We start from the raw sequence: 23496 nt of genomic DNA, 5'->3' as shown, positions 1-23496 counted from the left end.
TGGGGCTACCGGTCAGGCGTTGACGGCGTCGACCGGCTGATCGGCGTGCTCGAGTGTGTTGGTGGTGATGTCGCCCTGCTCGGCCAGCCAACGCTCGGCGTCGATGGATGCGGTGCAGCCGGTACCCGCAGCGGTGATGGCCTGCTGGTAGACGTGATCGACGAGGTCGCCTGCAGCGAACACGCCTTCGACCGAGGTGGCCGACGTGGGCGATGCGACCTTGACGTAGCCGGCGTCGTCGAGATCGACCTGACCCTTGACCAGTTCGTTGCGGGGATCGTGGCCGATGGCGACGAACATCCCGGTGACATCGAGAGTCGTCTTCTCTCCGGTCTGGGCGTGCTCGAGCGAGATACCGGTCACGCTCGTGTCGCCGAGGACTTCGAGAACCTTGGTGTCGGTGAGGAAGCGAATCTTGTCGTTGTTCTTGGCGCGCTCGAGCATGATGCGCGACGCGCGGAACTCGCTACGCCGGTGCACGATCGTCACGCTACGAGCGAACCGGGTGAGGAAGGTGGCTTCCTCCATCGCCGAGTCACCGCCACCGATGACGGCAATGTCCTGGTCGCGGAAGAAGAAGCCGTCGCAGGTGGCGCAGGCGCTGACACCGCGTCCGAGCAGCTTCTCCTCGCCCGGGATCGACAGGTATCGCGCTGCTGCACCCATGGCCAGGATCACTGCGCGAGCCTGGAAGGTCTCGCCGCCTGCGGAGACGGTCTTGATCGGACCGGTGAGGTCGAGCTCCTCGACGTCCTCGGTGCGGATGTCGGCACCGAATCGCTTCGCCTGCTCGCGCATCTGCTCCATCAGATCGGGGCCCATGATGCCCTCACGGAACCCGGGGAAGTTCTCGACCTCGGTGGTCGTCATGAGTGCTCCACCGAACTGGGTTCCCTCGAACAGGATCGGCTCCAGCTCTGCGCGGGCCGCGTAGACACCGGCGGTATAACCGGCCGGTCCCGAACCGACGATGATGAGATCGTGAACCTTGGGGGTACTCAATGCAGACCTTCCGATCTTGTGCGGCGTGTTCTTGGCGTCGACGCGAAAGTGCACTGAGCACTGCGTATCGACGTACATCTGGTCAACACCACCCTAGAGGCAGTTGTTCCCCGGTGAGAGATGTGTCAGCCGATATCGCGACGCGTGAGGACATCGGGATTGCCGCCGCGGCAATCGTTGCCTACTGCCAGAGCGATGAACTGCGCCGGCCCGGCCCCGGCGAGGACGAGGAGAGTTCCCTGTCGGCCTTCGATTCGAACCTGACTGGATCCGAGAACGGTGGCGGCGGGGTCCACGCCGTTGGCGTCGAGACACGCGGCCAGGTCTGCCGGATCCGACAGGCTGCCGGGGTCTCGTTTACCGATGACGGTGAACGCGACGTTCGAGTCGAGATCGGTGGAATCGAGAACGAGGGACGAGTCGGGTGGCGTGGTCCCCGGCTCGGCTACGACGGGATCCGACGTGCCCGGGCTGTGCAGAACGGCGGCGAAGGTGACCGAACCACCCGCGAGAAGTGCTGCAGCAGCGGCAATTCCGACGATCACGTGCCGGCGTGTACGCGCGCTACGTGGAGGTCTGCGAAGCGGAAGGACATCGGCGGTACGGTCCGCCGACTCTGTGTCGGCCAGGGTCTCGAGGGTGCGATCGATCTGCCGGGCGACGTCGGCGGGAACGGGCATCGTGCCGTTCGGATCCTCGCCCAACTCGTGCAGCCGAGCGGTGACGGTGTCCAGTGTCGCCAGGATTCGCATCGCCTCGGCGTCGGCACGCACCAACGGCCACAGCCGACTGCTGACATCCTCGGGTAGCGCATCTGCATGCAGATCGGCCAGCAACTCGGGTGAGAACGGGGCACCGGGTAGAGCGTCGGTGTTCGACGACACGTTCCTGCCTCCCTTCGCCGAGTCTTCTTTCCCTCTCACACGGTTTAGACGCGAGGGGTCTAGATTCGGTTCCCTGCGTCCTTGAGGTATGCGAGCTGCGTCGACAACTTGAGTCTGCCGCGAGCGCATCGACTCTTCACGGTACCGGTGGGAACCCCCAGCAACGCTGCGGCGTCGGCCACCGAGTAGCCCTCCATGTCCACGACGACCACCGCCGCTCGCTGGTCGGGCGGCAGCGTCATCAGGGCCTGTCGGACGAGGATGCTGGTCTCGGATTCGGAGATTCGGTCCCGAGGCGACACCGGTTCGTGACTCTCGTTCTCGCTCAACGGAACCGACGGACGTGCCTTGTTTCGGCGAATGCGATCGAGGCACGCGTTGACGACGATCTTGTGCAACCAACTGCGGACTGCAGCGTCCGCGCGAAACGACCCGGCCGTTCGATGCGCGGAGAGCAACGCCTCCTGCAACGCGTCGGATGCGTCCTCGGGTGTGTAGCTCGTGCGGCGTGCCGTGAGCCACAGGTGTTCCTGATGGCGATGGATCAACGTGGCGAATGCGGTGGGCTCACCGGCTGCATGAGCAGCCAACAATTCCGCATCCGTGCGCTCCCCCAGCGCCGAATCGATACGTTCGGTCATACGAAAACGGCTCCCCCCGTGTTAACGCATTGGGGGGAGCCTAGGCCATCGATACCGCGAAGTACGAAACGAACGCGATTTGCCTCTGTATCGCCGGTTTTACGTGTCGAAACCGATCCCGGAGATCGAGGTAGCGATGCGGCCACCCTGCTCTCCGAGGGTGGTGATCCACACCAGGACGTTGCCGGTGGGTTCGGTGCCGTCGAGTGCGATATCGGTGCGGCCGTTCTGCAGAGTGGCTTCACCGAGGAGCGTGGTGTCGCCGAGGCTCGGGGAATCGTTGGGAGCGGACCTGATCTCGACGACCGTTCCCGGCGACGTCGATTCGATCCACGCGTTCTTCAACGTCGACGACGGGATGGTGACGAGCAGTCCGACACCGTTCTTCAGCGCCGGGAACTGCTGGAAGTAGGAGTCGGTGGTCCAGGCCGTGCTGGGGTTGTTGTCGATCACGTTCGATGCCGTGCCCGGGTTGTCTGCAGAACCCTGCGGCGAGAAGACGCTGACATCGCTCATCGCGACGGGTCCACCCGTCGGCGCCGGGGGCGCAGCGGTGTCGCCGGCCGGCGGTGCGGCAGCCGGGGTCGTCAGCCCGAACTCCTGGCTGTCCAGCGGTGCATCGGTGTTGTCGCCCGCGATAGAGGTGAACAACCAGTAGCCGGCGAACGCCAGAATCAGCACCGTCAGAGCGCCGAGAACGGCGATGGCGATGTTGGTTCGCGTCGACTTCGCCTTCTCGGCGGCCAGCTCTTCCGGGTCTGCGAGCGAGTGACCGCTGGCTCCCGGGGCACGCTGGCCCAGTCGCAGTGCCGGCATCAGGTCGGTCTTGTCGTTGACCACCGCGGCCTGATCGAGAACGTGCTGCACCGTCGCGGCGGTGCGAATGCCACTGTTCTGCTCGAGCGCTCGTACCGCGACGGCAGAGATCTCGAACGGAACGTCGGGGCGAATTTCGCGAGGCTCGCGCGGCGCACCCTTGTCGTCCCGATCGGCCGGACGCATGCCGCCGACGCTGCGCAGGGATGCCGCGTCACCGGGAACGACGGCTTCTCCGGTGGTGTCCGACAACGGCCAGCGTGCAGTGATCAGGGCGTAGAGCATGGCACCGAGACCACGGACGTCCGAACTGGAGTCGGCGTCCGCCAGAGTCGCGGGAAACGCCAGGACGGCGTTGCCGCTGGTACTGATGCGTACGCGATCGGGGTGGTCGATCGACAGTGCGCCGCCGCTTCGGTGCGCAGCCTCGGCCGCGGCGGCCAGGACCTTGATCGCACGGGCGGCGCCGGTGGGGGCAGGAACCGTATCGGCCATCTCGCGCAGCGAGCGACCGGGAGTCCACTCGGCGACGACGATGCCGCCGGAGCTACCGCGCACCACGTCGAGCACCCGGGCGAGGCCGGGAGAGTTGATCCGACCGAGGCGCAGCGTCCGGGACAGGATTGCCTGCGGGCCCTGAGTGCGGTCGTTGGGTGACGCCGTGGACTGCTGATCGGCGTCGACGAACGTCAACGCGACCTCGCGGTCGAGCTTGACGTCGTGGGCCTGCCAGAACTTCAGCCCGCGAGCTCCACCGTGCGGTGCCAACAGGCGGTAGCGTCCGCCGGCCACCGAAGCACCGGGAATCAGTGTCGGTCCGCGAAGGGTGCGCCCGGGGGCGTCCGCGGTGGACTGGTCCTCGGCTGGTTTTTCGGCAGCTTTGTCCGTCGTCGGCTTCGGTGCTACTGGTTTGTCGACTGCCGCCGATTTCTTCGTCGCGTCCACCGGCGTGCTGTCGGTCTTCGGCTCGGCCTTGCTCGCGTCGTCGACCGGCAGCTTCGCCTTCGAGATGGAGACGGTCTTGTCCGACGGCTTGGCGGCCAGCGCTGCCTTGGAGATCGCGATCGTCTGATCCTTGGGAGCGGACGCTGTGGTTTCCTTCTTCTCGGTGGCCTCGGCACTCGACGCTGCCGCCGACTCAGGCGTGCTGGGTGTGCTCGGCTTCTCCGAAGAATCAGGTGCTTTCGAGTCCGCTGTCTTCGACTCGGGTGTTTTCGACTCGGGTGTTTTCGACGACGCAGCAGACTCGGCCTTCACGGGCTCGGTGCGGTCCTGGGTGTCGACTTCGACTCCGCCGCTCGTTCGGTCGGCTTCGTTTGCTGGAGACTGTGCCGGCCCCCCAGCAACATCGTCGTCGGTCACTGTTACTCCTTCAGGCGAATATGCCCCGTGTTGTTCTACAAGCGGTCGACCTGCAGGGGCGTCTGCCCCCGGGTGCCGTTGACCAGGGTACGGGAGTCGATCCCGCGCAGTGTCCCATGTGGGCTCGGTTCGAATAACCGGAATCACGCTGGTTTCCGCGGCAGCCGGATCCGGCACCGAACCGGACGTCACAGGCTCGGGCGGGGCCGACCGTCCGAGGACCCGGCGGACGAGCCGGCTCAACGCGACGGTGACGGCCAGTACTTCGGGAATCTTGCCGAACCACAGGATGGAGAACGTGATGCCGAGCATGATGACGGCGTCCATCGCGACGCGCACGAAGTTGCCGATCCAGCCGTTCGCCATGGCGTCGAATCCGACGATCCGGTCGATGGCGAGCATGGCTGCGCCGCCGGCCAGCGAGGCGATGAGAACCAGCCAGACAGTCTTCCCGACGTTGGCCATCCGCAGGTTGCCGAGGCTCTTGTGCAGCAGGTATCCGCCGATGACGGCACCTGCGGTGTAGCCGAGGCCGGTCGCGGTGCCGAGGAGCAGTACCACTTGTTCCGGATCGGTTGCGACGATCGGGGCGAGCAACGACAGGCCGATCTTGACGGCGGTGATGCCGAGGACGATCCAGGTGGGCGTCCAGGCCTGCTCGCGGGCGTAGAACACGCGCAGGTGGATCAGGACCAGCGCGTACGGGATAAGGGAGAACGCCGACCAGCTCACGGCCTCACCCAGCCGGTTGGCGTCGGGCGCAAACTTGCCGAACCCGTACAGCGCCTCGCCCACCCACGGCCCCGCGAACGTCAGGAACACGACGATCGGGACCATCGCGACCATCGTCAGCCGAGTGGCGACGGAGAGATCGTCGACGACCGAGGGCGTGTCACCGTTGGCGGCATTACGACTGAGTCGGGGCATGATCGCCGTCAGAACCGTGACGCCGAGAATGCCGTACGGCAACTGCAGCACGATCCAGGCCTGGGAATAGATCGTGGGGCTCGCGTCGTCGGCTCCCGACGAGATGTTGGTGGCGACGATCAGACCGATCTGACTGATGACGACGTAGAGCACGATTGCGGCCGCCATCGCGCCGAACTTTTTCAGGCGCGCGTCGAACCCCCAGAGTGGGCGCAGGTCGATCTTCTCGCGGCGAAGCGCAGGGATCAGCGCCAGTACCTGCGTGATGACACCGGTGGTGACGCCGAGGCCGATGATCAACAGCTGCGGGTTCGTCATGTCGACCGGGTTGACGGTGATCTCACCCGGCATCAGGAAGTAGATGCCGAACACCGCAAGAACCACGAGGTTGTTGAACACCGGGGCCCACGCACCGGGTTTGAAGTTCTGTCGGGTGTTGAGCACCGCCGTGAGCAAGCCGGAGAGCCCGTAGAACATCAGCGCCGGCAACACCAGATAGGTGAAGGCAATGGTCAGGTCCTCGTTGACCTTCGGATCACCGTTGAGCATCAGACGCGCCAGCAGCGGCGCAGCGATGGTTGCGGCCAACGCCACGGTGCCGAGCAGCGCGACCGCGATGGTGAACAGGCGTCGGACGAAGTCACGTCCGCCGTCGGCGTCCTCTTGTTCTGCGCGTACCAGGACAGGAACGACGATCGCTCCGAGGACGGCACCGAGCACCAGCTCGGAGATCATGTTCGGGAGAATCGTCGAGACGGTGAACGCACTGGCCAGGCCGGCACCCAGGGTGGCCGTCATGGCTACTTGCTTGGCGAATCCGGTGATCCGGCTGACGAGGGTCGCAACGGCGATCGAACCCGACGCGGCCAGCAACGACTTCTGAGGTCTGGGTTCGGGCTGCGGTGGTGACTCGTTGCCGCCCGGTGGTGTCTGCGGCGGAGGGATGTTTCCCGACGGCGCGGCGGGTGGGTAGTCCTCGTCCCGGAACCGTGGGATGAGCTGAGTTGCGGAGTCGTCCGCTGCCGGTTGACCGTCGAGCGGGGGCGGCGCCGGATAGGAACGCATCTCGGGTCGCGGTTGTCGCTCCCAGGGGGCGGGGCGTGGGGGCGTCGTGCGCCGGAACACCTGCGCTGCGGGCATGCGTGACCGGGGCAGGTCGCCGTCGTACGGCACATTGCCTGTCATGGTCTCTCGTACCCTTCGTCGGCCGGGTCGGGTTGTCCTCGGAATCGGTGCCAGAGTCGTCGGCCTGCAAGCAACAGTAGGAGCGCGCCGGCGCAGGCGGTAATTATCGCGAGAGCTTGACCGTATGCGTTCGATCGAACCGACACCGTCGATACCTCGCCGAGCCGGGTGCCGTCGAGGGTGGTGACGGAGAAGTCGACCGACAGATTGCGTTTGTCGTCCACCTCGGCGGGCACGGTGATGGTTCGCGATCCGCGCGCCGGAAGTTGGGTCACACCGACGTCGCTGATCGTCATCTCCGGTGGTGCGTCTACTCGGAGGAGCACGTTGACCGGCACCGGTAGGTCGTTGCGGGCCACGAGCAGCAGCGGACTCTGCTCGGAGGCGAGTGTGTAGACGCCGCCCGGGGCCAGCACGGTCACCGATCCGTAGACGGTGTCGAGTCCGACGCGGGTCGCGGTGAGACGGGTGCGTGCCATGGCCGCGGCGTCCTCGCCCTCGGCGCTGGCACGACCCGCGGTCGACAGGGCGCGGAGCATGTCCTCCCGCAGCGGGGCGGTGTACAGGCGCGGAGTCAGCGCGGACTGGGGATCCTCGACCAGTGACTGCGCCAGGGTGTCCACCCGTGCGCTCTGTGTTCGCACCGTGTCGATGGCGGACGCATCGAGATCGGTCGGCACATCGATGCTGGTCACCGGGATTCCGGTGGGGGGCTCGGTGATCAGGCCGGGCAGCGGACGAGGCGTCGCCAGGCCCGAACGCAACAGCGAGGACACCGTCGACAGGATTGCTGACGGTTCGTCTCCTCCCGCGGTCCAGTACTGCGGCGGTGCGACGGTCACCGTGCGGCCGGGGCGATCGGCACCGACGAGGGCGTGGAAATTGACGGCGCCGAGGGCGTCCTGCAGCCGTGCGGTACGAGAGTCGGTGCCCAGGTCGAAGCGTTGATTCGCCGGGGTCAAGGCCGGGGTCGACGGGGTCGTCCCGACGCCGGCCAGTGCGGCTGCAGTCGCCGAGTCGTAGTGGGTGGCGGCCAAGGTGCCGGTCGGATCCGCGGCGGTCGGCGCGGTATCGGTGGACACCAGCAGAGACGTCGGCGACGACGTGGGTGGGCTGATGCTGTTGTCTGCTACGAGGACGGTCCCGGTTCCCGACGATCTCAGCGCGTCCGCAGCCCCCGCGTCGACGCCGCCGGTGGCACTCCAGGTGAAACCGCGTAACGAGCTGATGCCGAGGATGCCGTCGACGATGTCGGCCGGGGCGGCGACAGCACTGCTGAGCAGCGAGGAATCGCCGATGTCGGCGACGGCGGCGAGGTCGGCCTGAGCGAACGGTAGAGCCGTCACGCACGTGTTCGACGCCAGTGCCTCGAGCCGCGTCAACCACTGGGCTGCGGCCCCGCTGCCGGAGCCCTCCCGCGCGGAGCTGGCCGGATCGGCCGGGTTGTCGACGACGAGGTAGCCGCGGGTCATGTTCGAGACGGTGACCAGCAGGTCGGGATCGATGCCGATACACAGGCTCGACGCCAATTTGCCGTCGGGATCGAGACCGGGCTGCGTCGCGAATTCCAGGGCTTTGAGCAGGGTGTCGAGCCGACCACCAGCGGCGAGCTCAGTCGCCAGGTCGTCGTCGATCAAGCGCACTCGATCGTCGATGGAACCGGGGATTCCGGCCGCGAGACGGGGAATGTCGGCGAGTGGCCACAACACCGTCATTGCAACGGGGTTCCGGGTGTTGGGGGGTAGCGGCATCGCGTCGGGCGCTGCGGGGTCGAGCTGACCGGGATTCCGCGGCAGTCCGACGACGGGTAGCAGGAAGCGGGCGTCGTCGAGTCGAGCCGTCCCGCCGTACTCGGGGGTGCCGTTGACGTTGAGAAGTAGGGGGTAAACGCCGGGAGCGTCGATCCCGAGGGAGGGCTCGGTACTGCTTCGTAGCTGCATCGACAGATCGAACTGGCGGCTCTGGTCCTTCTCCAGCGACTCCGCGACCGTGACGAAAGTCCCGACGCGGTCGAATCTTTCCTGGTCGAGGGTGAGCGAGGTCCGCAGACCGGACGTCGTGTCGATGGCCGCCGCACCCTGTAGGCGAACGCTGACGTCGTCGACGCGTCGATCGCCGGTGTTCTTCACCGTCGCGCGAACCGTGACGAACGGATCGCTGCTGGTGGTGACCGTCGAGGGTGCGACCGTATCGATGCTCAGCGTCAGGAACGGATCGCCGGCCTGCGTCATCGGGGTATCGGGAACGGCGCTGGTCGTACCGCTGGTGTCTCCGGCGGAATCTGGCTGCGCCGCGGCAGTAGGGAGCTGTTGGGGTCCCAGTGCTGCGGTGCCGACGGCCGGCGCTGCAGCGAGGAAAAACGAGGTCAATGCGGCGGCAGCGACCTTCCGGGCCCGCACGATCACTTCCCGCCGGGCGTGGGTGCGTTCGTGTCGCCGCCGGTTGTCTGCTCGCCGTTCATGTCCTCGATGAGTCGGGTGGCGATGGCGGCGAGTTTGCGTTCGTCGGCGTAGGCGAGTCGGGACGGCAGTTCGCTCAGCGGTACCCAGGCGACTTCGGTGACCTCGAGATCCTCGTCGGACAGTTCACCGCCCAGGAAGCGGAGGAGATAGTGGTGAACGGTCTTGTGGACTCGGCGGCCTTCGGTGACGAACCAGTAGTCGATGCTTCCCAGCGACGCCAGCACGGTGCCGCGGATGCCGGTCTCCTCGGCGACCTCGCGCATGGCCGTCTGCTCGGCGGTTTCGCCCTGCTCGATGTGTCCTTTGGGCAGGGACCAGAGCAGGCGTCCGCGCCGGTCGGTGCGGCCGATCAGGGCTGCGCAGCGGGTGGCAGGCGGGCCGTCGAGGCCGTCGACCACCAGGCCTCCGGCAGAGGTTTCTCGGACGGTCCGCAGCTTGGGTGCTTCGGTGTCGGCGCGTGCTTGACGCCGCCGCGGGTTGCGGCGGCTCCTGTTCGCACGTTCGGCAGCAGACACCCGATCCATACTAGTTGCCTCGGCGCCCCGCCCCGGCTTGCCGCACCGTGGCCGATGGCCGAGACGATCCGGTCGGTACTGCGCCAGTAGGCTCTTCCACCGTGGCCGATCAGTCCCTGTCTTCCGTTTCCCCCGAGCACGCCGATGCGCGCCGGGAAAGGTTGCTGGCTGCAGCTGCGGTGACGTTGCGTGAACTCGCGCCGGTATTGACCCCGCTGGGCGCGTTGTTCGCCGCCGCGGGCCACGAGCTCTACCTCGTCGGAGGGTCCGTTCGGGACGCGGTTCTCGGTCGTTTGGGAACCGATCTGGATTTCACCACCGACGCCAGGCCGGAGGTCGTTCAGACGCTGCTGTCCGGGTGGGCGGACCATCAGTGGGATACGGGCATCGCGTTCGGAACGATCAGTGCGGCCAAGGACGGCCAGCAGATCGAGATCACGACGTTCCGCACCGATTCGTACGACCAGGTCTCGCGTAACCCCGAGGTGCAGTACGGCAGCAGCCTCGAAGAAGATCTCGTTCGACGCGATTTCACCGTCAACGCCATGGCCGTGCGGTTGGGTGCGGACGGCGTGCAGGAGTTCGTCGATCCGCTCGGCGGCATGGACGCATTGCTCGAGGGCGTTCTCGACACCCCGTCGGCACCGGAAACGTCGTTCGGTGACGATCCGCTGCGGATGCTGCGCGCGGCCCGTTTCGTGTCGCAACTCGGTTTCTCGTTGCTGCCGCGGGTGCACAGCGCCATCGTCGACATGGCCGATCAGATCGACCGCATCACCGCCGAGCGCATTCAGGTGGAGCTGGACAAGCTCATTCTCGGTGCCCACCCGATCGAGGGCATCGACGTGATGTGCGAGACCGGTCTGGCTCAGCGGATCATTCCCGAGGTGCCGAACATGAAGCTCGAAATCGACGAGCATCATCAGCACAAGGACGTGTACTGGCATTCGTTGACGGTTCTGAAGCAGGCCATCGATCTCGAGGACGGCGACCCCGATCTCGTATTGCGTTGGGCCGCACTGCTGCACGACATCGGCAAGCCCGACACCAAACGTAACGAGCCCGGCGGCGGCGTCAGCTTTCACCACCACGAGGTCGTCGGGGCCAAGATGGTGCGAAAGCGTATGCGCGCGTTGAAGTATTCGAAGAAGATGATCGAGGACGTCTCGCATCTGGTGTTCCTGCATCTGCGATTCCACGGATACGGCAAGGGTCAGTGGACCGACTCGGCGGTGCGTCGCTACGCCACCGATGCCGGCGAGCTACTGCCCAAGTTGCACAAGCTGGTTCGAGCCGATTCGACCACCAGGAACAAGCGTCGAGCGGCTGCCCTGCAAGCCACCTACGACGATCTCGAAGAGCGCATCGCCCGCATCGCCGAGCAAGAGGACTTGGCGCGGGTTCGTCCCGACCTCGACGGCAACGCGATCATGGAGCTGCTCGGTATCCCCGCCGGTCCCGACGTGGGCAAGGCGTGGAAATACCTGAAGGAACTGCGCCTCGATCGAGGACCACTCTCACGTGAGGACGCCGAAGCGGCGCTGCTCGAGTGGTGGCCGACGCAGTAGCGCGTCCCGCGCACGTGCGCGAAACTTCGTAGCCCACTACGAGTTTCCACTCACGACGAGCGAAGCTCGGCCTTGACGAGATAGACGTTGTAGCTGTCCCACTCCGAGACGGTGAAGTACAGCTCGTTCGCCGTGGACCACGGATGAATGAAGCCGCCGTAGGTCTTGGGGTACTCGGCGGTATCGATCAGGGTGCTCGGGGCGGTCCACTGGCCCTGCGGTGAATTCGCTTCGCGCAGAACGATATCGCCGCGCAACGGATCCAGATACGTCATCTGCCAGAGGTCTCGGGCCTCGTCGTGATGGACCGACAGTTCCCCGGCCATACCGTCGGCGATGGGGGTGGCCTCGTTCGATCCGACGGGAGCCCAGGTGCCGTTCACCCAGTACTGGTAGGCGGTCTTGTTCAGTACGTCCGCTTTCGGGACGCGTGCCAGGCCGACCTGGCCGGCGCGACCGTTGACGGTGCCGAACATGTACACGTACTCCCCCGCCGGGACCATCGTCGACACCTGGAACTTGGAGAACCCGAAGACGTTGTCCCACTTGGCATATTCGTCCTTGACCCAGGTGGAACCGTTGTCGTCGGAATAGGCGATGCCGCCGTAGTTGGTCCACCACATGTCGGGGATCGTGCTCCACCGCCGGATGGACATGTACGACATGTACTGCCGATCGTCGATCGCGAACCCGGACGTGGGGATGACCGTGGTCTCCCAATTCTTGATCTTGCGCGAGGGCAGGAGTTCGGCTGCGTGACAACGGGAATCCTGCACCATCGAGTCCAGGGTCATACCGTCGGACAGGTCGGTGTCGGTGCTGTGTCCCAGTACGTTCGACCGCCAATCGTCCCCGCCGACCACACCGAATTCCCAACCCTTGCCGAAGGAATCGCCGAAAACGACGGCGACCTCGCCCGGTTTGCTCTCCCACATGATGCCGAGGTCGGTGCCGTCGACCTGCCAGCGCTTGTCGGTGCGGTTCTCCGATCCCGGTCCGGTCAGCTGCGAGACCACCTCGACGTGTCCGACGGTCGGTGCCACCGGCGGTACCGTCGTCGGCCCGGACTCCGCCGCGTTGACGGCGGGTGCGGGCGGCGGGGTTCCCGGAGTACCACCGGGGCCGGGAATCGGGATGGGAATGGTCTCGGGCTGCGGGTCGATCTCGATGCGAGGGAACGGCAGATGGTCTGCAGAGCCGGTGGTGGGCGACTCCCTGGCGTCGGTGAGGTCGGGGCAGGGGTCCGCGCACGGGTCGGCCGACGGCTCGGCCTGGACACGGGTGTTGTTCGGCGGCGGGTCGGGCACCGGCACGAGTTCGATCGACGGATACGGCACGGGGATCACCACACGATCCGGCAACGGCGGCAGCTGCGGCGGATTGCCGGCCCCGATGGGCTCTGGTGGGTAGTCCTTGGGGTCGAATCCGGTTTCTCCACAGGAATTCACCGGCGGTGGCGGCGCCGCGTACGCGGGGGGTGCGGCAAGAACGGCTGTACCTGCGGCAACCGCGATGATGCAGCCGAGCGACGTCGTGCGGCCATGCATGCGGTGCCCCCGTGTTGTCCGACGAAACCTAGCGGTCCGATACGGCAAGATACACCACGTCAGCGCGGTGCGCGCCTCGTGTTGAGTATCGCTGCGACGAAGCCGACGGCGTAGATCCCTGCTCCGACGAACACCAGCGCGTGCGCAGTGGGATCCTGGCTCAGCTCCGTGGCGTCGGGGCCGACGGCGAATGCGGCCGCGGCGAGGGCGCCGACGAACGCGACGTTGAACACGGTGTCCTGCAACGCGAAGACTCGTCCGCGATGCGCGTCGTCGATCTCGATCTGCATGGCGGCGTCCCCACTGAGTTTGACGGTCTGCCCGGCGATCCCGAGGAGAAAAGCTCCGAGCAGCAGACTGGTCTGGGTGAGGCCGGAGACGGCACCGACCTGAGCGGCGATGGCCAGGACGAGGGCCGTGGCGATGGTGCGGGTGCGGCCGAACCGCGGGACGGCGAACGGGGCGATGACGGCGGCGAGGAACATTCCGGTGGCCGTGGCTCCGACGGCAATGCCGAAGCCGGCGAGGCCGCCGGGCAGGGAACTCTGCGTGCTCTCCCGCAGCACCAGCACCATGATGAGGGTGTTGATGCCGAACACGATGCGGTGTGCCCCGATGCCGATCATCGCGGTGGTCACGCCCGGCGACCGCCACACCGCGAGGGCACCCGATTTCAGGCCGGCGGCAACATCTTTCAGCGGGTTGCCGGGCCGATCGTCCGTATCGGGACCGAGAGACCGCGGCGCGAACCGTCCGGCCGCAACAGCACCGACCACCGAGCCGGTCGCGGCCAGCCCCACGGCGACACCCGAACCGAAGTCCCCCGCTCCGACGGCACCGATCACTGCGACCGCCAGTCCCGCACCGGCCGCCGCGAAACCGGAGCCGACGGTGGCGAGTACCGAGTTCATCGGCACCAGCCACGATTGCCGCACCACATGCGGCAAGGATGCCGACGCGCCCGCCAGGACGAACCGACTGAGCCCGACGGTGGCCAGAGCCAACAGCAGCAGCGGCGTGGCGTCGACCCCGGCACACAGAAGCCCGGCGGTAGCGGTGATGAGAACGATGCGAACGATATTGGCCCACAACAGAACCGATCGACGATCCCAGCGGTCCAACAGCGCACCTGCGAACGGGCCCACCAAAGAGTAGGGCACGAGCAGAACAGCGAAACCGGCGGCGATCTCGGCGGGGTTGGTGGCGCGTTCGGGATTGAACAGGATGGCACCGCTCAATGCGGCTTGGAACAATCCATCACCGAACTGGCCGGCGAAACGAACGGTGGTGAGCTTGCCGACGCCCGGGGACTCACGTAGGCGGGTACGAAAGGAGGCGTCGTTCACCGACGGGACTCTATCCCGCGTCGGTCACACCGATACGGCGGGCTTGTCTGCCTTCCACCACGCGATCGTGGCGGCTGTGCCGTCGGCGAGCGGGGTGGGCTCGAGGCCGAGAACGCGCTCGCTGCGGCTCGAATCGAGGATGTAGGGGTAGCGGAACTGGTACAGGGTGTCCCCCAGCTCTTTCATCGGACCGGAAACGAGCCCCAGTGCTCGCATGACCCAAGCCGGCACGACACCGATCTTCGGGGTCGGCAAGTCCGCTGCAGCGGAATACATCTCGATCATCTCCCGCTGAGTCACCGCGGGGGCGGTCGGTGCATGCAGGACGGTGTTCCACGTGGACGGTCGTGCGGCCGCGACGATCATCGCGGCTGCGAAATCCGGCACGTACGTGAAGGAATGGGGTAGGTTCGCGGCCCCGATCACCCGAATGGTCTTACCGGCGAGCACATTGGCGACCACACGTTCTCCCATGTGCGAGACGAGCACCCGTGGGCCGTAGAAGTCGGATGCCGCGATGCTGACGGTGGGGGTCGAGTGAGCGTCGCGTGCGGCCAGGAGTTCGGTGCGCACACCCAGCTTGCGGAACGTGGCATTTCTGGGTGAGTCCTCGCGGATGGGCCCGTCGACCCGGCCGTAGGCGTAGAGACTTTCGGGGAACACGACGACCGTGCCCGCGGCCGCGTCGAGCACACGTCGTTCCATCGCCTCGAGCTTGTCGCGCCACACCGTGTTCTCGTAGGCGGCGTGGGTGCAGTGATAGATGGCGGTTGCTCCGTCGACGTGCGCTCGGAGGTCGTCGGACTCGATGTCGACCGATCGCCGTTCGATGTTCGGATGCTGTGGCCCGCTGCCGGATCGAGTCAGGATACGCACCGTATGTCCCTGTGCAGCAAGCTGTTCGGCGATCGTCCAGCCGACGGGTCCCGCACCGGTGACGACGTGAAGTTCTGACATGGCTACTCCGTTTCGGTAAACGAGAGCGGTGCTCTCTGATGTGTCGAGTGTGCACCTCTGCTCAGAGAAAAGCAAGAGCAGTGCTCTCGGAAAAGAGCGGCAGTTACAGTAGCGAGCATGGCGAGCACTCCGCGTACCCGAGCCCGCGCCCAGACCCTGAGCGACATCACCCGCATCGGACGGGAGCACCTGGCCGCAGACGGTGCTGCGGCCCTGTCGCTACGCGCGGTCGCCCGAGATCTGGGCGTCGTCTCCTCGGCGGTCTATCGCTACGTCTCGAGCCGGGACGAACTACTGACCTTGCTCGTCGTCGATGCGTATTCCGAGCTGGGCGACGAAGTCGACGCGGCCGTCGACGCCGCGGACGGCCCTGCCGACCAATTCCGGGCGTTGAGCCGGGCGGTGCGTCGATGGGGACTGCGAGAGCCGGCCCGGTACGCGCTGCTCTTCGGCAGCCCCGTACCCGGTTACCACGCGCCCGCCGAACAGACCACCGGCCCGGGGACCCGGGTGATCACCACATTGGTCGCGGTCCTGCAGTCGGCCTGGGACATCCGTCGCCCGGACATCGAATCGGCACCTACCGAGTTGGCGTCGCTGCACGCAAGTTTCGAGGACATCCGCGCCCAGATGGACATGGACCTGCCCGACGAGCTCATCGCATTGGGCGTGATGGTGTGGGCGTCGCTGTTCGGTGCGATCAACTTCGACGTGTTCGATCAGTACGGCGCGACGACGTTCGCTGACCGGGACGCGTTGTTCGAGTTCCAGTTGGGGATTCTGACGAAGATTGCCGGGCTCGAGTAGGACCGAGGACTGGCCGTCGTGCTTGTGCCACATCCGGCGGTGTGCGGTGCCACAATGGCTGATGTGGCAGCGCATGCGGAGGAACCCGAGGACCGGACGGCGTCGGCACTGCACGATGTTCGTCCCGGCAGTCTGCTGGTGTCGTCCATCGAACTCGTGGAGCCCACGTTTCGGCGCACCGTTATCTACATCATCGAACACAACGACGCGGGCAGTCTCGGCGTCGTGATCAATCGCCCCAGTGAGACCGCGGTGCAGAACGTGCTGCCCGATTGGTCCGAGCTCGCCGCGAAGCCGCGGGCCCTGTACGTCGGTGGTCCGGTCAAACGCGATTCGGCACTGTGTCTGGCCACGCTGCGCACCGGTGCGTCGATCGACGGGGTCGCCGGTCTGCGCCGAGTCGACGGCCGGGTGGTGATGGTCGATCTGGATTCCGACCCCGCAGACATCGCGCCGTACGTGGAGGGTGTGCGCATCTTCGCCGGGTACTCGGGGTGGACGTTCGGGCAGCTCGAAGGTGAACTGGACCGAGAAGACTGGATCGTGTTGTCGGCCTTGGCTTCCGATGTGATCGGTCCGCCGCGCGTCGACCTGTGGGCGCAGGTTCTGCGTCGTCAGCCGATGCCGTTGGCGCTGTTGGCATCCCACCCGATCGACGTCGAACGGAACTGAGAGCGGCTGCGCCGCACGTGCGCGGAAGTGCCTTCGGGTCGTTCCGCAGGCTCCACTCCCGCCTCGTAGCAGGGGTCGAGCTTCCACTCACGACCCAGGACGCAACCTAGTGCGAAAAAGCCCGCGCGGTCGAGTGTCCGCCCGATTTCAGACCGTCGATCACTTCGTCGATGGCGATGCACAGCATGCGGCCGAGGTCTGCGCTGAAGCCCTCGCGGACGACGATTCTGAGTACGGCGACGTCGGTGGCGTTGTCGGGCATCGTGTACGCCGGCACCTGCCAGCCGCGGGCACGCAGTTCGTGGGACACGTCGAACACGGTGAACTCGCAGTGCTCCTTCAGCATGAACGACAGGACCGGGATGGCCGATCCGTCGGTGATCACGTCGATATCGGGATGTCCCGCGAGATGAGTGCTGACGCGAACTGCGGTGTCGCGCAGTGCTTTCATGATGTCGGTGTAGCCGGACCGGCCCAGGCGCAGAAAATTGTAGTACTGGCCGATGACCTGATTGCCCGGCCTCGAGAAGTTCAGCGTGAAGGTGGGCATGTCGCCGCCGAGGTAGTTCACGCGGAACACGAGATCCTCGGGCAGGTCTTCTTTGGTCCGCCAGATGGCGAATCCGATTCCCGGATAGGTCAATCCGTACTTGTGTCCGCTGGCGTTGATGGACTTGACCCGAGGCAGACGGAAGTCCCATTCGAGCTCCGGATACAGAAACGGTACGACGAACCCACCGCTGGCCGCGTCGACGTGAACCGGTACGTCGGGTCCACCGCCGCCGGCGATCTCGTCGAGGACGGCGCAGATTTCCTGTACCGGTTCGAGTTCACCGGTGAACGTGGTGCCGAGAATCGCCACGACGCCGATGGTGTTCTCGTCCACCGCGTCCCGAACCTGTTCCGGGGTGATGACGTAGCGCCCGCGTTCGACGGGCAGGTACTTGGGTTCGACGTCGAAGTAGCGGCAGAACTTCTCCCACACCACCTGGACATTGCTGCCCAACACCAGGTTCGGGGTTCCTGTCCCGGCGCCCTTCGCCCGCCAGCGCCACTTGAGCGCCAACCCCGCCAGCATGACTGCTTCACTGGATCCGATGGTCGAGACGCCGGTGGCCGACGACGGGTCCTCGCGGTCGAGGCCGGGTGCGTGGAACAGGTCGGCGACGATGTTGACGCAGCGTTCTTCGATGGCCGCGGTCGACGGGTACTCGTCCTTGTCGATCATGTTCTTGTCGAACGTCTCCGCCATGAGTTTCTCGGCCTGCGGATCCATCCAGGTGGTCACGAACGTTGCCAGGTTGAGGCGTGAGCTGCCGTCGAGCATCAGTTCGTCGTGGATGTAGCGGTAGGCGGCGTCGGGGTCGAGTTGATTCTCGGGGAGTCGCAGTGCGGGTACAGGATCGGTGGCGAGCCGGCCGGTGTAGGCGGCAGAGACGACGCCGTCCGTGTGCAGTTTCCTGGGCATTGTCTTCTCCGATTTCTCGACTGACACCAACCTAGTCCGCGACGACCGCCGCCGGGCTCGGTTCCGGTCGACGCGCGAAATGCTGAGCGATGACGGTGCACACCATCAGCTGGATCTGATGGAACAGCAACAGCGGCAGGACGATCAACCCGATGGGTTGGCCGACGAAAAGCACGGCGGCCATCGGCAGTCCGCTCGCCAAGCTCTTCTTGGATCCGCAGAACAGCAGCACCAGACGATCCTCGAGCGAGAAACCGAACGACTTGCCTGCGTACCAGGTGATCGTCAGAACGAGGGCGAGCAGCAGGATGCACACGGCGACGACGATGCCGATGCGCCACAGGGCGACCGAGGACCACACGTGTTGGTTCATCGACGCGCTGAAGGCGGAGAAGACGACCAGCAGAATCGATCCCCGGTCGACGAGCTTCGTCGACGCGCTGTGGCGGGTCAGCCAGCCCGTCACCCAGGGTCGGAGCAGCTGACCGACGGCGAACGGGAGCAGCAGCTGCGCAACGATGTCGAGGATCGAGCTGGGATCGATGCTCGCCGAACCCGTGGTGGTCATCAGCGCGAGCACCAGCAGCGGGGTGACGAACACACCGAGGATGTTGGAGAACGACGCGCTCACCACGGCACCGGCCACGTTGCCCCGGGCGATGGAGGTGAAGGCGATCGAGGATTGGACGGTCGAGGGCACCAGGCAGAGGAACAGCACTCCGGTGTAGAGGTCCTCGCTGAGCAGACTCGGTTCGAGGACCCTCAGGGCCAGTCCGAGCGCAGGGAACAGCAGGTACGTCGACGCCAGGATCACCGAGTGCAAGCGCCAGTGTTTGACGCCTTCCCAGGCGTCACGTGGGGACAGTCGCGCGCCGTAGATGAGGAACAGCAGCCCGATGGCGACGCGTGTCACCCAGCCGAGAACGTCCTCGGCGGTTCCCGACGCGGGGAAGATGCTCGCCAGCGCGGCGACCGCGAAGATGCTCAGCAGGAAGGGATCCAGGACGGTGTCCCGCAACGCTTTCACTCGGCCACTCAGTCCGCAGTGGTGGTGCGGGCACGGTCGGTGAGGGTGTTGAGCGTTCCCGCGATCGTGTCGGCGGCTGCGTTTCCGATGGTCAGTCGATCACCGTTGGCGAAGGTGACGAATGCCGCCGGCCCGGCTTCGGTGGCGACGGCGTAGTTACCGCGGCCCTTCGCTCGAAGACCCCACCCGCCGAAGTCCTTGGCCGGGTTCACCGTCCGCACCGAGGCACCGGTGATCTCGGCGATGTCGTAGTCGAATGCCGCCATTCCCAGGCTCGAGACGTAGAGACCGTCGCTGTCGATGTGCACGGTGAATCGCAGTAGGGACAGGATCAGGATGGTCAGCGGAACGAACAGAAAGATCGGCCACGGCGAATTCGAGAGGTAGCACGTCACGCCGGCTCCGGCCGCAGACAGCGCGATCACCGTGACTGCGGCGACGCGGCTCGCTCCGACGGGAACCACCAGCGGCAGTTCGAGGCCGCACCGAGGTAGGTCGGTGTGCAGGGGTGCGGTGGCGACGACGCGTTGGCGGTGATCCCGCAGGCGCGTCGCTCCGAACAGTCCGATGGCGAACCCGGCAACGGTACCGACGGCGATGGCCCAGCCGGGAATGGTGACGCTCTGCTCGGTGGGTAGGTCGAGTTCGCGTGCGAGGGTCGCGATCTCCAGCACGCCGATCGTCCCGACGACGGTGAGCCCGATGATCAGCATCGTCCGACGCATGATCAGCAGCACTCGGGCCAGGGCGGCCACCGCGCTCACACCGCCCCCGACCAACACGATGACGATGGCGACGGTCCAGGCGTTGGCGAGCGGATTGGAGAAGTCGTCCGGCTGGGTTCCGCTGAAGTGAGTCGCCACCTGGTCCGGCAGGCGACCCTCCCACAGATAGGCCAGGACGAGGCAGAGAGCGGCAACCGCGAGCGGGAGGACGACGCCGAAGACGACTCCGGCCGGATCGAAGGTGCGCAGACTCTTCTGTTTCATGCGCTCAGCTCGGCTGGCAGGCGTCCTTGAGGCTGCACGAGATGCACGATTGTCCGCATCCGTCGGCCTCGGCGGGTGCCGGCACTGCCGCGGCTGCGCGGGCACCGATGGATCCGCCGGCTGCGGCGATGAACAGCGCTGCAGCGAGGGCAACGACCACTCCGACGACCGCTGCGATGCCGCTCAGTGCGAGTGCGGCTACGCCGCCGATGCCCAGTACCAGCGCAGATGCGGCTGTGGTCGGGCCGGCGACACGGTTCGCGAGGACGAACGTCTCGTCGTCGCGCATTGCCTCGGGGGTACGGACACCGGCGAATCGATTGCGCGGGAGCCGGCCGAGCAGCGACAGGGCAGCGACAGCCCCGACGACGAGGGCGAGCACGAACAACACAACCGAGACGATGACCACCTGGCCAGGATACGGCGCAGCGAGGTCCTGGTACCAGGCGGGCCGCGTCACACTTTAGGCTGGTAGGTGTGACCGATTCCGTTGAAGCATCCACCGAGTCCGTTCCCGAGTACCGCTACACAGCCGAACTCGCCGGGCGCATCGAGGAGCAGTGGCAGGACCTGTGGGAATCGCAGGGCACCTTCGACGCGCCCAACCCGGTCGGAGCGCTCGCCGGAGACGTCCCCAAGGACAAGCTCTTCGTCCAGGACATGTTCCCGTACCCGTCGGGCAGCGGCCTGCATGTCGGGCACCCCTTGGGCTACATCGCCACCGATGTATTCGCGCGGTACCACCGCATGCAGGGACGCAACGTGCTGCACGCACTGGGCTACGACGCCTTCGGGCTGCCCGCCGAGCAGTACGCCGTGCAGACGGGTACGCATCCGCGCAGCACCACCGAGGACAACATCGTCAACATGCGACGCCAGTTGCGTCGGCTGGGTCTCGGGCACGATCGTCGACGGTCCCTGGCGACGACGGATGTCGACTTCTACCACTGGACGCAGTGGATCTTTCTGCAGATCTTCAATGCTTGGTTCGACGACGAGCTCGGCAAGGCGCGCCCCATCTCGGAGCTGGAGGCGGAATTCGCCTCGGGTGAGCGGACATTGGACGACGGCCGCTCCTGGGAGTCGCTGACCGTCGGTGAACGCCGCGAGGTGATCGACGGCTTCCGTTTGGTGTACGAGTCCAACTCGATGGTCAACTGGTGCCCTGGCCTGGGTACCGTGCTGGCCAACGAGGAGGTCACCGCCGACGGACGTAGCGATCGCGGCAACTTCCCGGTCTTCCGAAAGAACCTGCGCCAGTGGATGATGCGCATCACTGCGTACTCCGATCGGCTGGTCGACGACCTCGAATACCTGGATTGGCCCGAGAAGGTCAAGACCATGCAGCGCAACTGGATCGGACGCTCTCGCGGAGCGCAGGTCTCGTTCTCCGGGATCGAGGTGTTCACCACCCGCCCGGACACGCTGTTCGGTGCCACCTACGTGGTGCTGGCGCCCGAGCACGATCTGGTCGACGGCATGGTGGCCGAGCAGTGGCCTGCCGGAATTTCGGACAAGTGGACCGGCGGCGCCGCGACACCGGCCGAAGCCGTTGCCGCATACCGCGCGTCGATCGCCGCGAAGTCCGATCTCGAGCGGCAGGAGAACAAAGAGAAGACCGGCGTCTTCATCGGTGCGTACGCCGAGAACCCGGTCAACGGTGAGCAGGTGCCGGTGTTCATCGCCGATTACGTGCTGACCGGGTACGGCACCGGTGCCATCATGGCCGTTCCGGGCCACGACGCACGTGACTGGGAGTTCGCGACGGCATTCGATCTGCCTGTGCGCGAGGTCATCTCCGGCGGCGATGTCACCGAGGCGGCTTACGTCGGCGACGGTGAATTGGTGAACTCCGGTTTCCTCGACGGCCTGCCGGTGGACGAGGCCAAAGCCGCCGTCATTTCCCGACTGGAGTCGGAAGGCAAGGGCCGCGGCACAATTCAGTACAAGCTGCGCGACTGGCTCTTCGCGCGCCAGCGCTACTGGGGCGAGCCGTTCCCGATCGTCTGGGACGCCGAAGGCAACCCGCACGGACTGCCCGATTCTGCTCTGCCAGTGGAACTTCCCGAGATCGAGAACTACGCCCCGGTGTCGTTCGATCCTGACGACGCCAGCTCCGAGCCGTCCCCACCGCTGGCCAAGGCCGACGAGTGGGTCAACGTCGAACTCGATCTGGGCGACGGACTGCAGACCTACACCCGCGACACCAACGTGATGCCGCAGTGGGCCGGTAGCTCTTGGTACCAGCTGCGCTACGTCGACCCCACCAACTCCGAGGCCTTCGCAGACCCGGAGAACGAAAAGTACTGGGTGGGGCCGCGTCCCGAAATCCACGGACCCAACGATCCGGGCGGAGTGGATCTCTACGTCGGTGGCGTCGAGCATGCGGTGTTGCACCTGCTGTACTCGCGCTTCTGGCACAAGGTGCTGTTCGATCTGGGTCACGTCAGCTCCAGCGAGCCCTACCGACGCCTGTACAACCAGGGCTACATCCAGGCCTACGCGTACACCGATTCCCGCGGGGTCTACGTTCCTGCAGCCGAGGTCGTCGAACGCGACGGCGGCTACTTCTACCAGGACCAGCCCGTCAACCGTGAGTACGGCAAGATGGGTAAGTCGCTGAAGAACTCGGTCTCACCCGACGAGATCTTCGCCGAGTACGGTGCCGACACTCTGCGTGTCTACGAGATGTCGATGGGTCCGCTGGACACCTCACGCCCGTGGGCGACGAAGGACGTCGTCGGCGCGCAGCGATTCCTGCAGCGCGTGTGGCGACTGGTGCTCGACGAGGTGACCGGCGAGGTTCGCGTCACCGATGCGAAGCCCACCGAGGACACCCTGCGGGTACTGAACCGCGTGATCGACGGTGTGCACGCGGATTACGCTGCGCTGCGCGACAATACGGCCGGTGCCAAGTTGATCGAGCTGACCAACCACATCACCAAGGCGTACCCCGACGGTGCTCCACGCGGTGTGGTGGAGCCGTTGATCCTGATGCTCGCTCCTCTGGCGCCGCACCTCGCCGAGGACCTGTGGGGCAGGCTCGGACACGAGAAGTCGTTGGCGCACGGGCCATTCCCGCGCGTGGAGAAGAAGTGGTTGGTCGCCGATACCGTCGACTACCCCATCCAGGTCAACGGCAAGGTCCGCAGCCGCATCACTGTGTCTGCCGATGCAACGAAGGACGACGTAGAGAAGACGGCATTGGAAGACGAGAAAATCGTGGCCCTGCTGGACGGGAAGGCCCCGACCAAGATCATCGTGATCCCTGGTCGCATGGTGAACATCGTTCTGAAGTAGCTCTCGCCTCCGCCGAACTCG

Annotated in this window: 17 protein-coding genes; 4 read left to right on the top strand and 13 right to left on the bottom strand. The window is 65.9% G+C overall.

Going from position 1 to position 23496, the window contains the following annotated elements:
- Window positions 1–12: 12 nt before the first annotated feature.
- The 6 genes from trxB to CH266_RS01140 all read right to left on the bottom strand — a co-directional run bounded on the left by trxB (window position 13) and on the right by CH266_RS01140 (window position 9794).
- The gene (trxB, locus tag CH266_RS01165) at window positions 13–1002 is read right to left on the bottom strand and encodes a thioredoxin-disulfide reductase (RefSeq protein ID WP_094714507.1); all 990 of its coding nucleotides are present in this window, start codon (window positions 1000–1002) and stop codon (window positions 13–15) included.
- A gap of 125 nt (window positions 1003–1127) precedes the next feature.
- Window positions 1128–1886 carry a hypothetical protein gene (locus CH266_RS01160; protein ID WP_027495013.1) on the bottom strand — a complete coding sequence of 253 codons (759 nt, stop codon included), beginning with the start codon at window positions 1884–1886 and terminating at the stop codon, window positions 1128–1130.
- 59 nt (window positions 1887–1945) lie between these two features.
- Entirely contained in the window at window positions 1946–2527 is a 582-nt protein-coding gene (gene sigM, locus CH266_RS01155; protein ID WP_045841535.1) for an RNA polymerase sigma factor SigM, read from the bottom strand.
- A 99-nt stretch (window positions 2528–2626) separates the two neighbouring features.
- A complete protein-coding gene (gene murJ, locus CH266_RS01150) occupies window positions 2627–6817 on the bottom strand; it encodes a murein biosynthesis integral membrane protein MurJ (protein WP_176456973.1) in 4191 nt (1396 codons plus the stop codon).
- Window positions 6814–9216 (bottom strand): DUF6049 family protein, encoded by a 2403-nt coding sequence (locus CH266_RS01145; RefSeq protein ID WP_255175801.1) that lies wholly within the window; start codon window positions 9214–9216, stop codon window positions 6814–6816. Before CH266_RS01145 ends, murJ begins: the two co-directional genes overlap by 4 nt.
- 2 nt (window positions 9217–9218) lie before the next feature.
- Window positions 9219–9794, bottom strand: a complete 576-nt coding sequence (locus CH266_RS01140) for an NUDIX hydrolase (RefSeq protein ID WP_032373580.1) — start codon at window positions 9792–9794, stop codon at window positions 9219–9221.
- A gap of 101 nt (window positions 9795–9895) precedes the next feature.
- Here CH266_RS01140 and CH266_RS01135 point away from each other — a divergent pair, with 101 nt between their 5' ends.
- Entirely contained in the window at window positions 9896–11362 is a 1467-nt protein-coding gene (locus CH266_RS01135) for a CCA tRNA nucleotidyltransferase (protein WP_032371394.1), read from the top strand.
- 50 nt (window positions 11363–11412) lie between these two features.
- Here CH266_RS01135 and CH266_RS01130 read toward each other — a convergent pair whose 3' ends face one another.
- The 3 genes from CH266_RS01130 to CH266_RS01120 are packed head-to-tail and all read right to left on the bottom strand — an operon-like array spanning window position 11413 to window position 15212.
- Entirely contained in the window at window positions 11413–12909 is a 1497-nt protein-coding gene (locus CH266_RS01130; protein WP_094714488.1) for a DUF4185 domain-containing protein, read from the bottom strand.
- Window positions 12910–12968: 59 nt separating this feature from the next.
- Window positions 12969–14255 carry an MFS transporter gene (locus CH266_RS01125; protein ID WP_094714487.1) on the bottom strand — a complete coding sequence of 429 codons (1287 nt, stop codon included), beginning with the start codon at window positions 14253–14255 and terminating at the stop codon, window positions 12969–12971.
- A gap of 24 nt (window positions 14256–14279) precedes the next feature.
- Entirely contained in the window at window positions 14280–15212 is a 933-nt protein-coding gene (locus tag CH266_RS01120; protein WP_094714486.1) for an NAD-dependent epimerase/dehydratase family protein, read from the bottom strand.
- A gap of 117 nt (window positions 15213–15329) precedes the next feature.
- On the opposite strand from CH266_RS01120, the gene CH266_RS01115 reads away from it, so the two are divergent.
- A complete protein-coding gene (locus tag CH266_RS01115; protein ID WP_057474596.1) occupies window positions 15330–16019 on the top strand; it encodes a TetR/AcrR family transcriptional regulator in 690 nt (229 codons plus the stop codon).
- A gap of 54 nt (window positions 16020–16073) precedes the next feature.
- The gene (locus tag CH266_RS01110) at window positions 16074–16691 is read left to right on the top strand and encodes a YqgE/AlgH family protein (protein WP_032371389.1); all 618 of its coding nucleotides are present in this window, start codon (window positions 16074–16076) and stop codon (window positions 16689–16691) included.
- A gap of 106 nt (window positions 16692–16797) precedes the next feature.
- Here CH266_RS01110 and CH266_RS01105 read toward each other — a convergent pair whose 3' ends face one another.
- Genes CH266_RS01105 through CH266_RS01090 form a run of 4 tightly spaced genes read right to left on the bottom strand, consistent with a single transcriptional unit; the run spans window position 16798 to window position 20584 of the window.
- Window positions 16798–18159 (bottom strand): glutamate decarboxylase, encoded by a 1362-nt coding sequence (locus tag CH266_RS01105; protein WP_094714506.1) that lies wholly within the window; start codon window positions 18157–18159, stop codon window positions 16798–16800.
- 31 nt (window positions 18160–18190) lie between these two features.
- Complete coding sequence (locus CH266_RS01100) at window positions 18191–19186, bottom strand: bile acid:sodium symporter family protein (RefSeq protein WP_094665885.1); 996 nt, start codon at window positions 19184–19186, stop codon at window positions 18191–18193.
- An 8-nt stretch (window positions 19187–19194) separates the two neighbouring features.
- On the bottom strand, window positions 19195–20175 hold the full coding sequence (locus CH266_RS01095; protein ID WP_094714485.1) for a DUF1648 domain-containing protein: 981 nt from the start codon (window positions 20173–20175) through the stop codon (window positions 19195–19197).
- A 4-nt stretch (window positions 20176–20179) separates the two neighbouring features.
- Window positions 20180–20584: an SdpI family protein gene (locus tag CH266_RS01090; protein WP_094714505.1), complete on the bottom strand. Its 405-nt coding sequence runs from the start codon at window positions 20582–20584 to the stop codon at window positions 20180–20182.
- A 68-nt stretch (window positions 20585–20652) separates the two neighbouring features.
- On the opposite strand from CH266_RS01090, the gene leuS reads away from it, so the two are divergent.
- On the top strand, window positions 20653–23475 hold the full coding sequence (gene leuS, locus CH266_RS01085) for a leucine--tRNA ligase (RefSeq protein ID WP_045841542.1): 2823 nt from the start codon (window positions 20653–20655) through the stop codon (window positions 23473–23475).
- Window positions 23476–23496: the final 21 nt, after the last annotated feature.

Source organism: Rhodococcus sp. 06-1474-1B (genome assembly GCF_002258885.1).
In the GTDB taxonomy this organism is placed as follows: domain Bacteria; phylum Actinomycetota; class Actinomycetes; order Mycobacteriales; family Mycobacteriaceae; genus Rhodococcoides; species Rhodococcoides fascians.
Note: the sequence above shows the minus strand (reverse complement) of the source record. Positions and strands in the feature narration are given on the sequence as shown.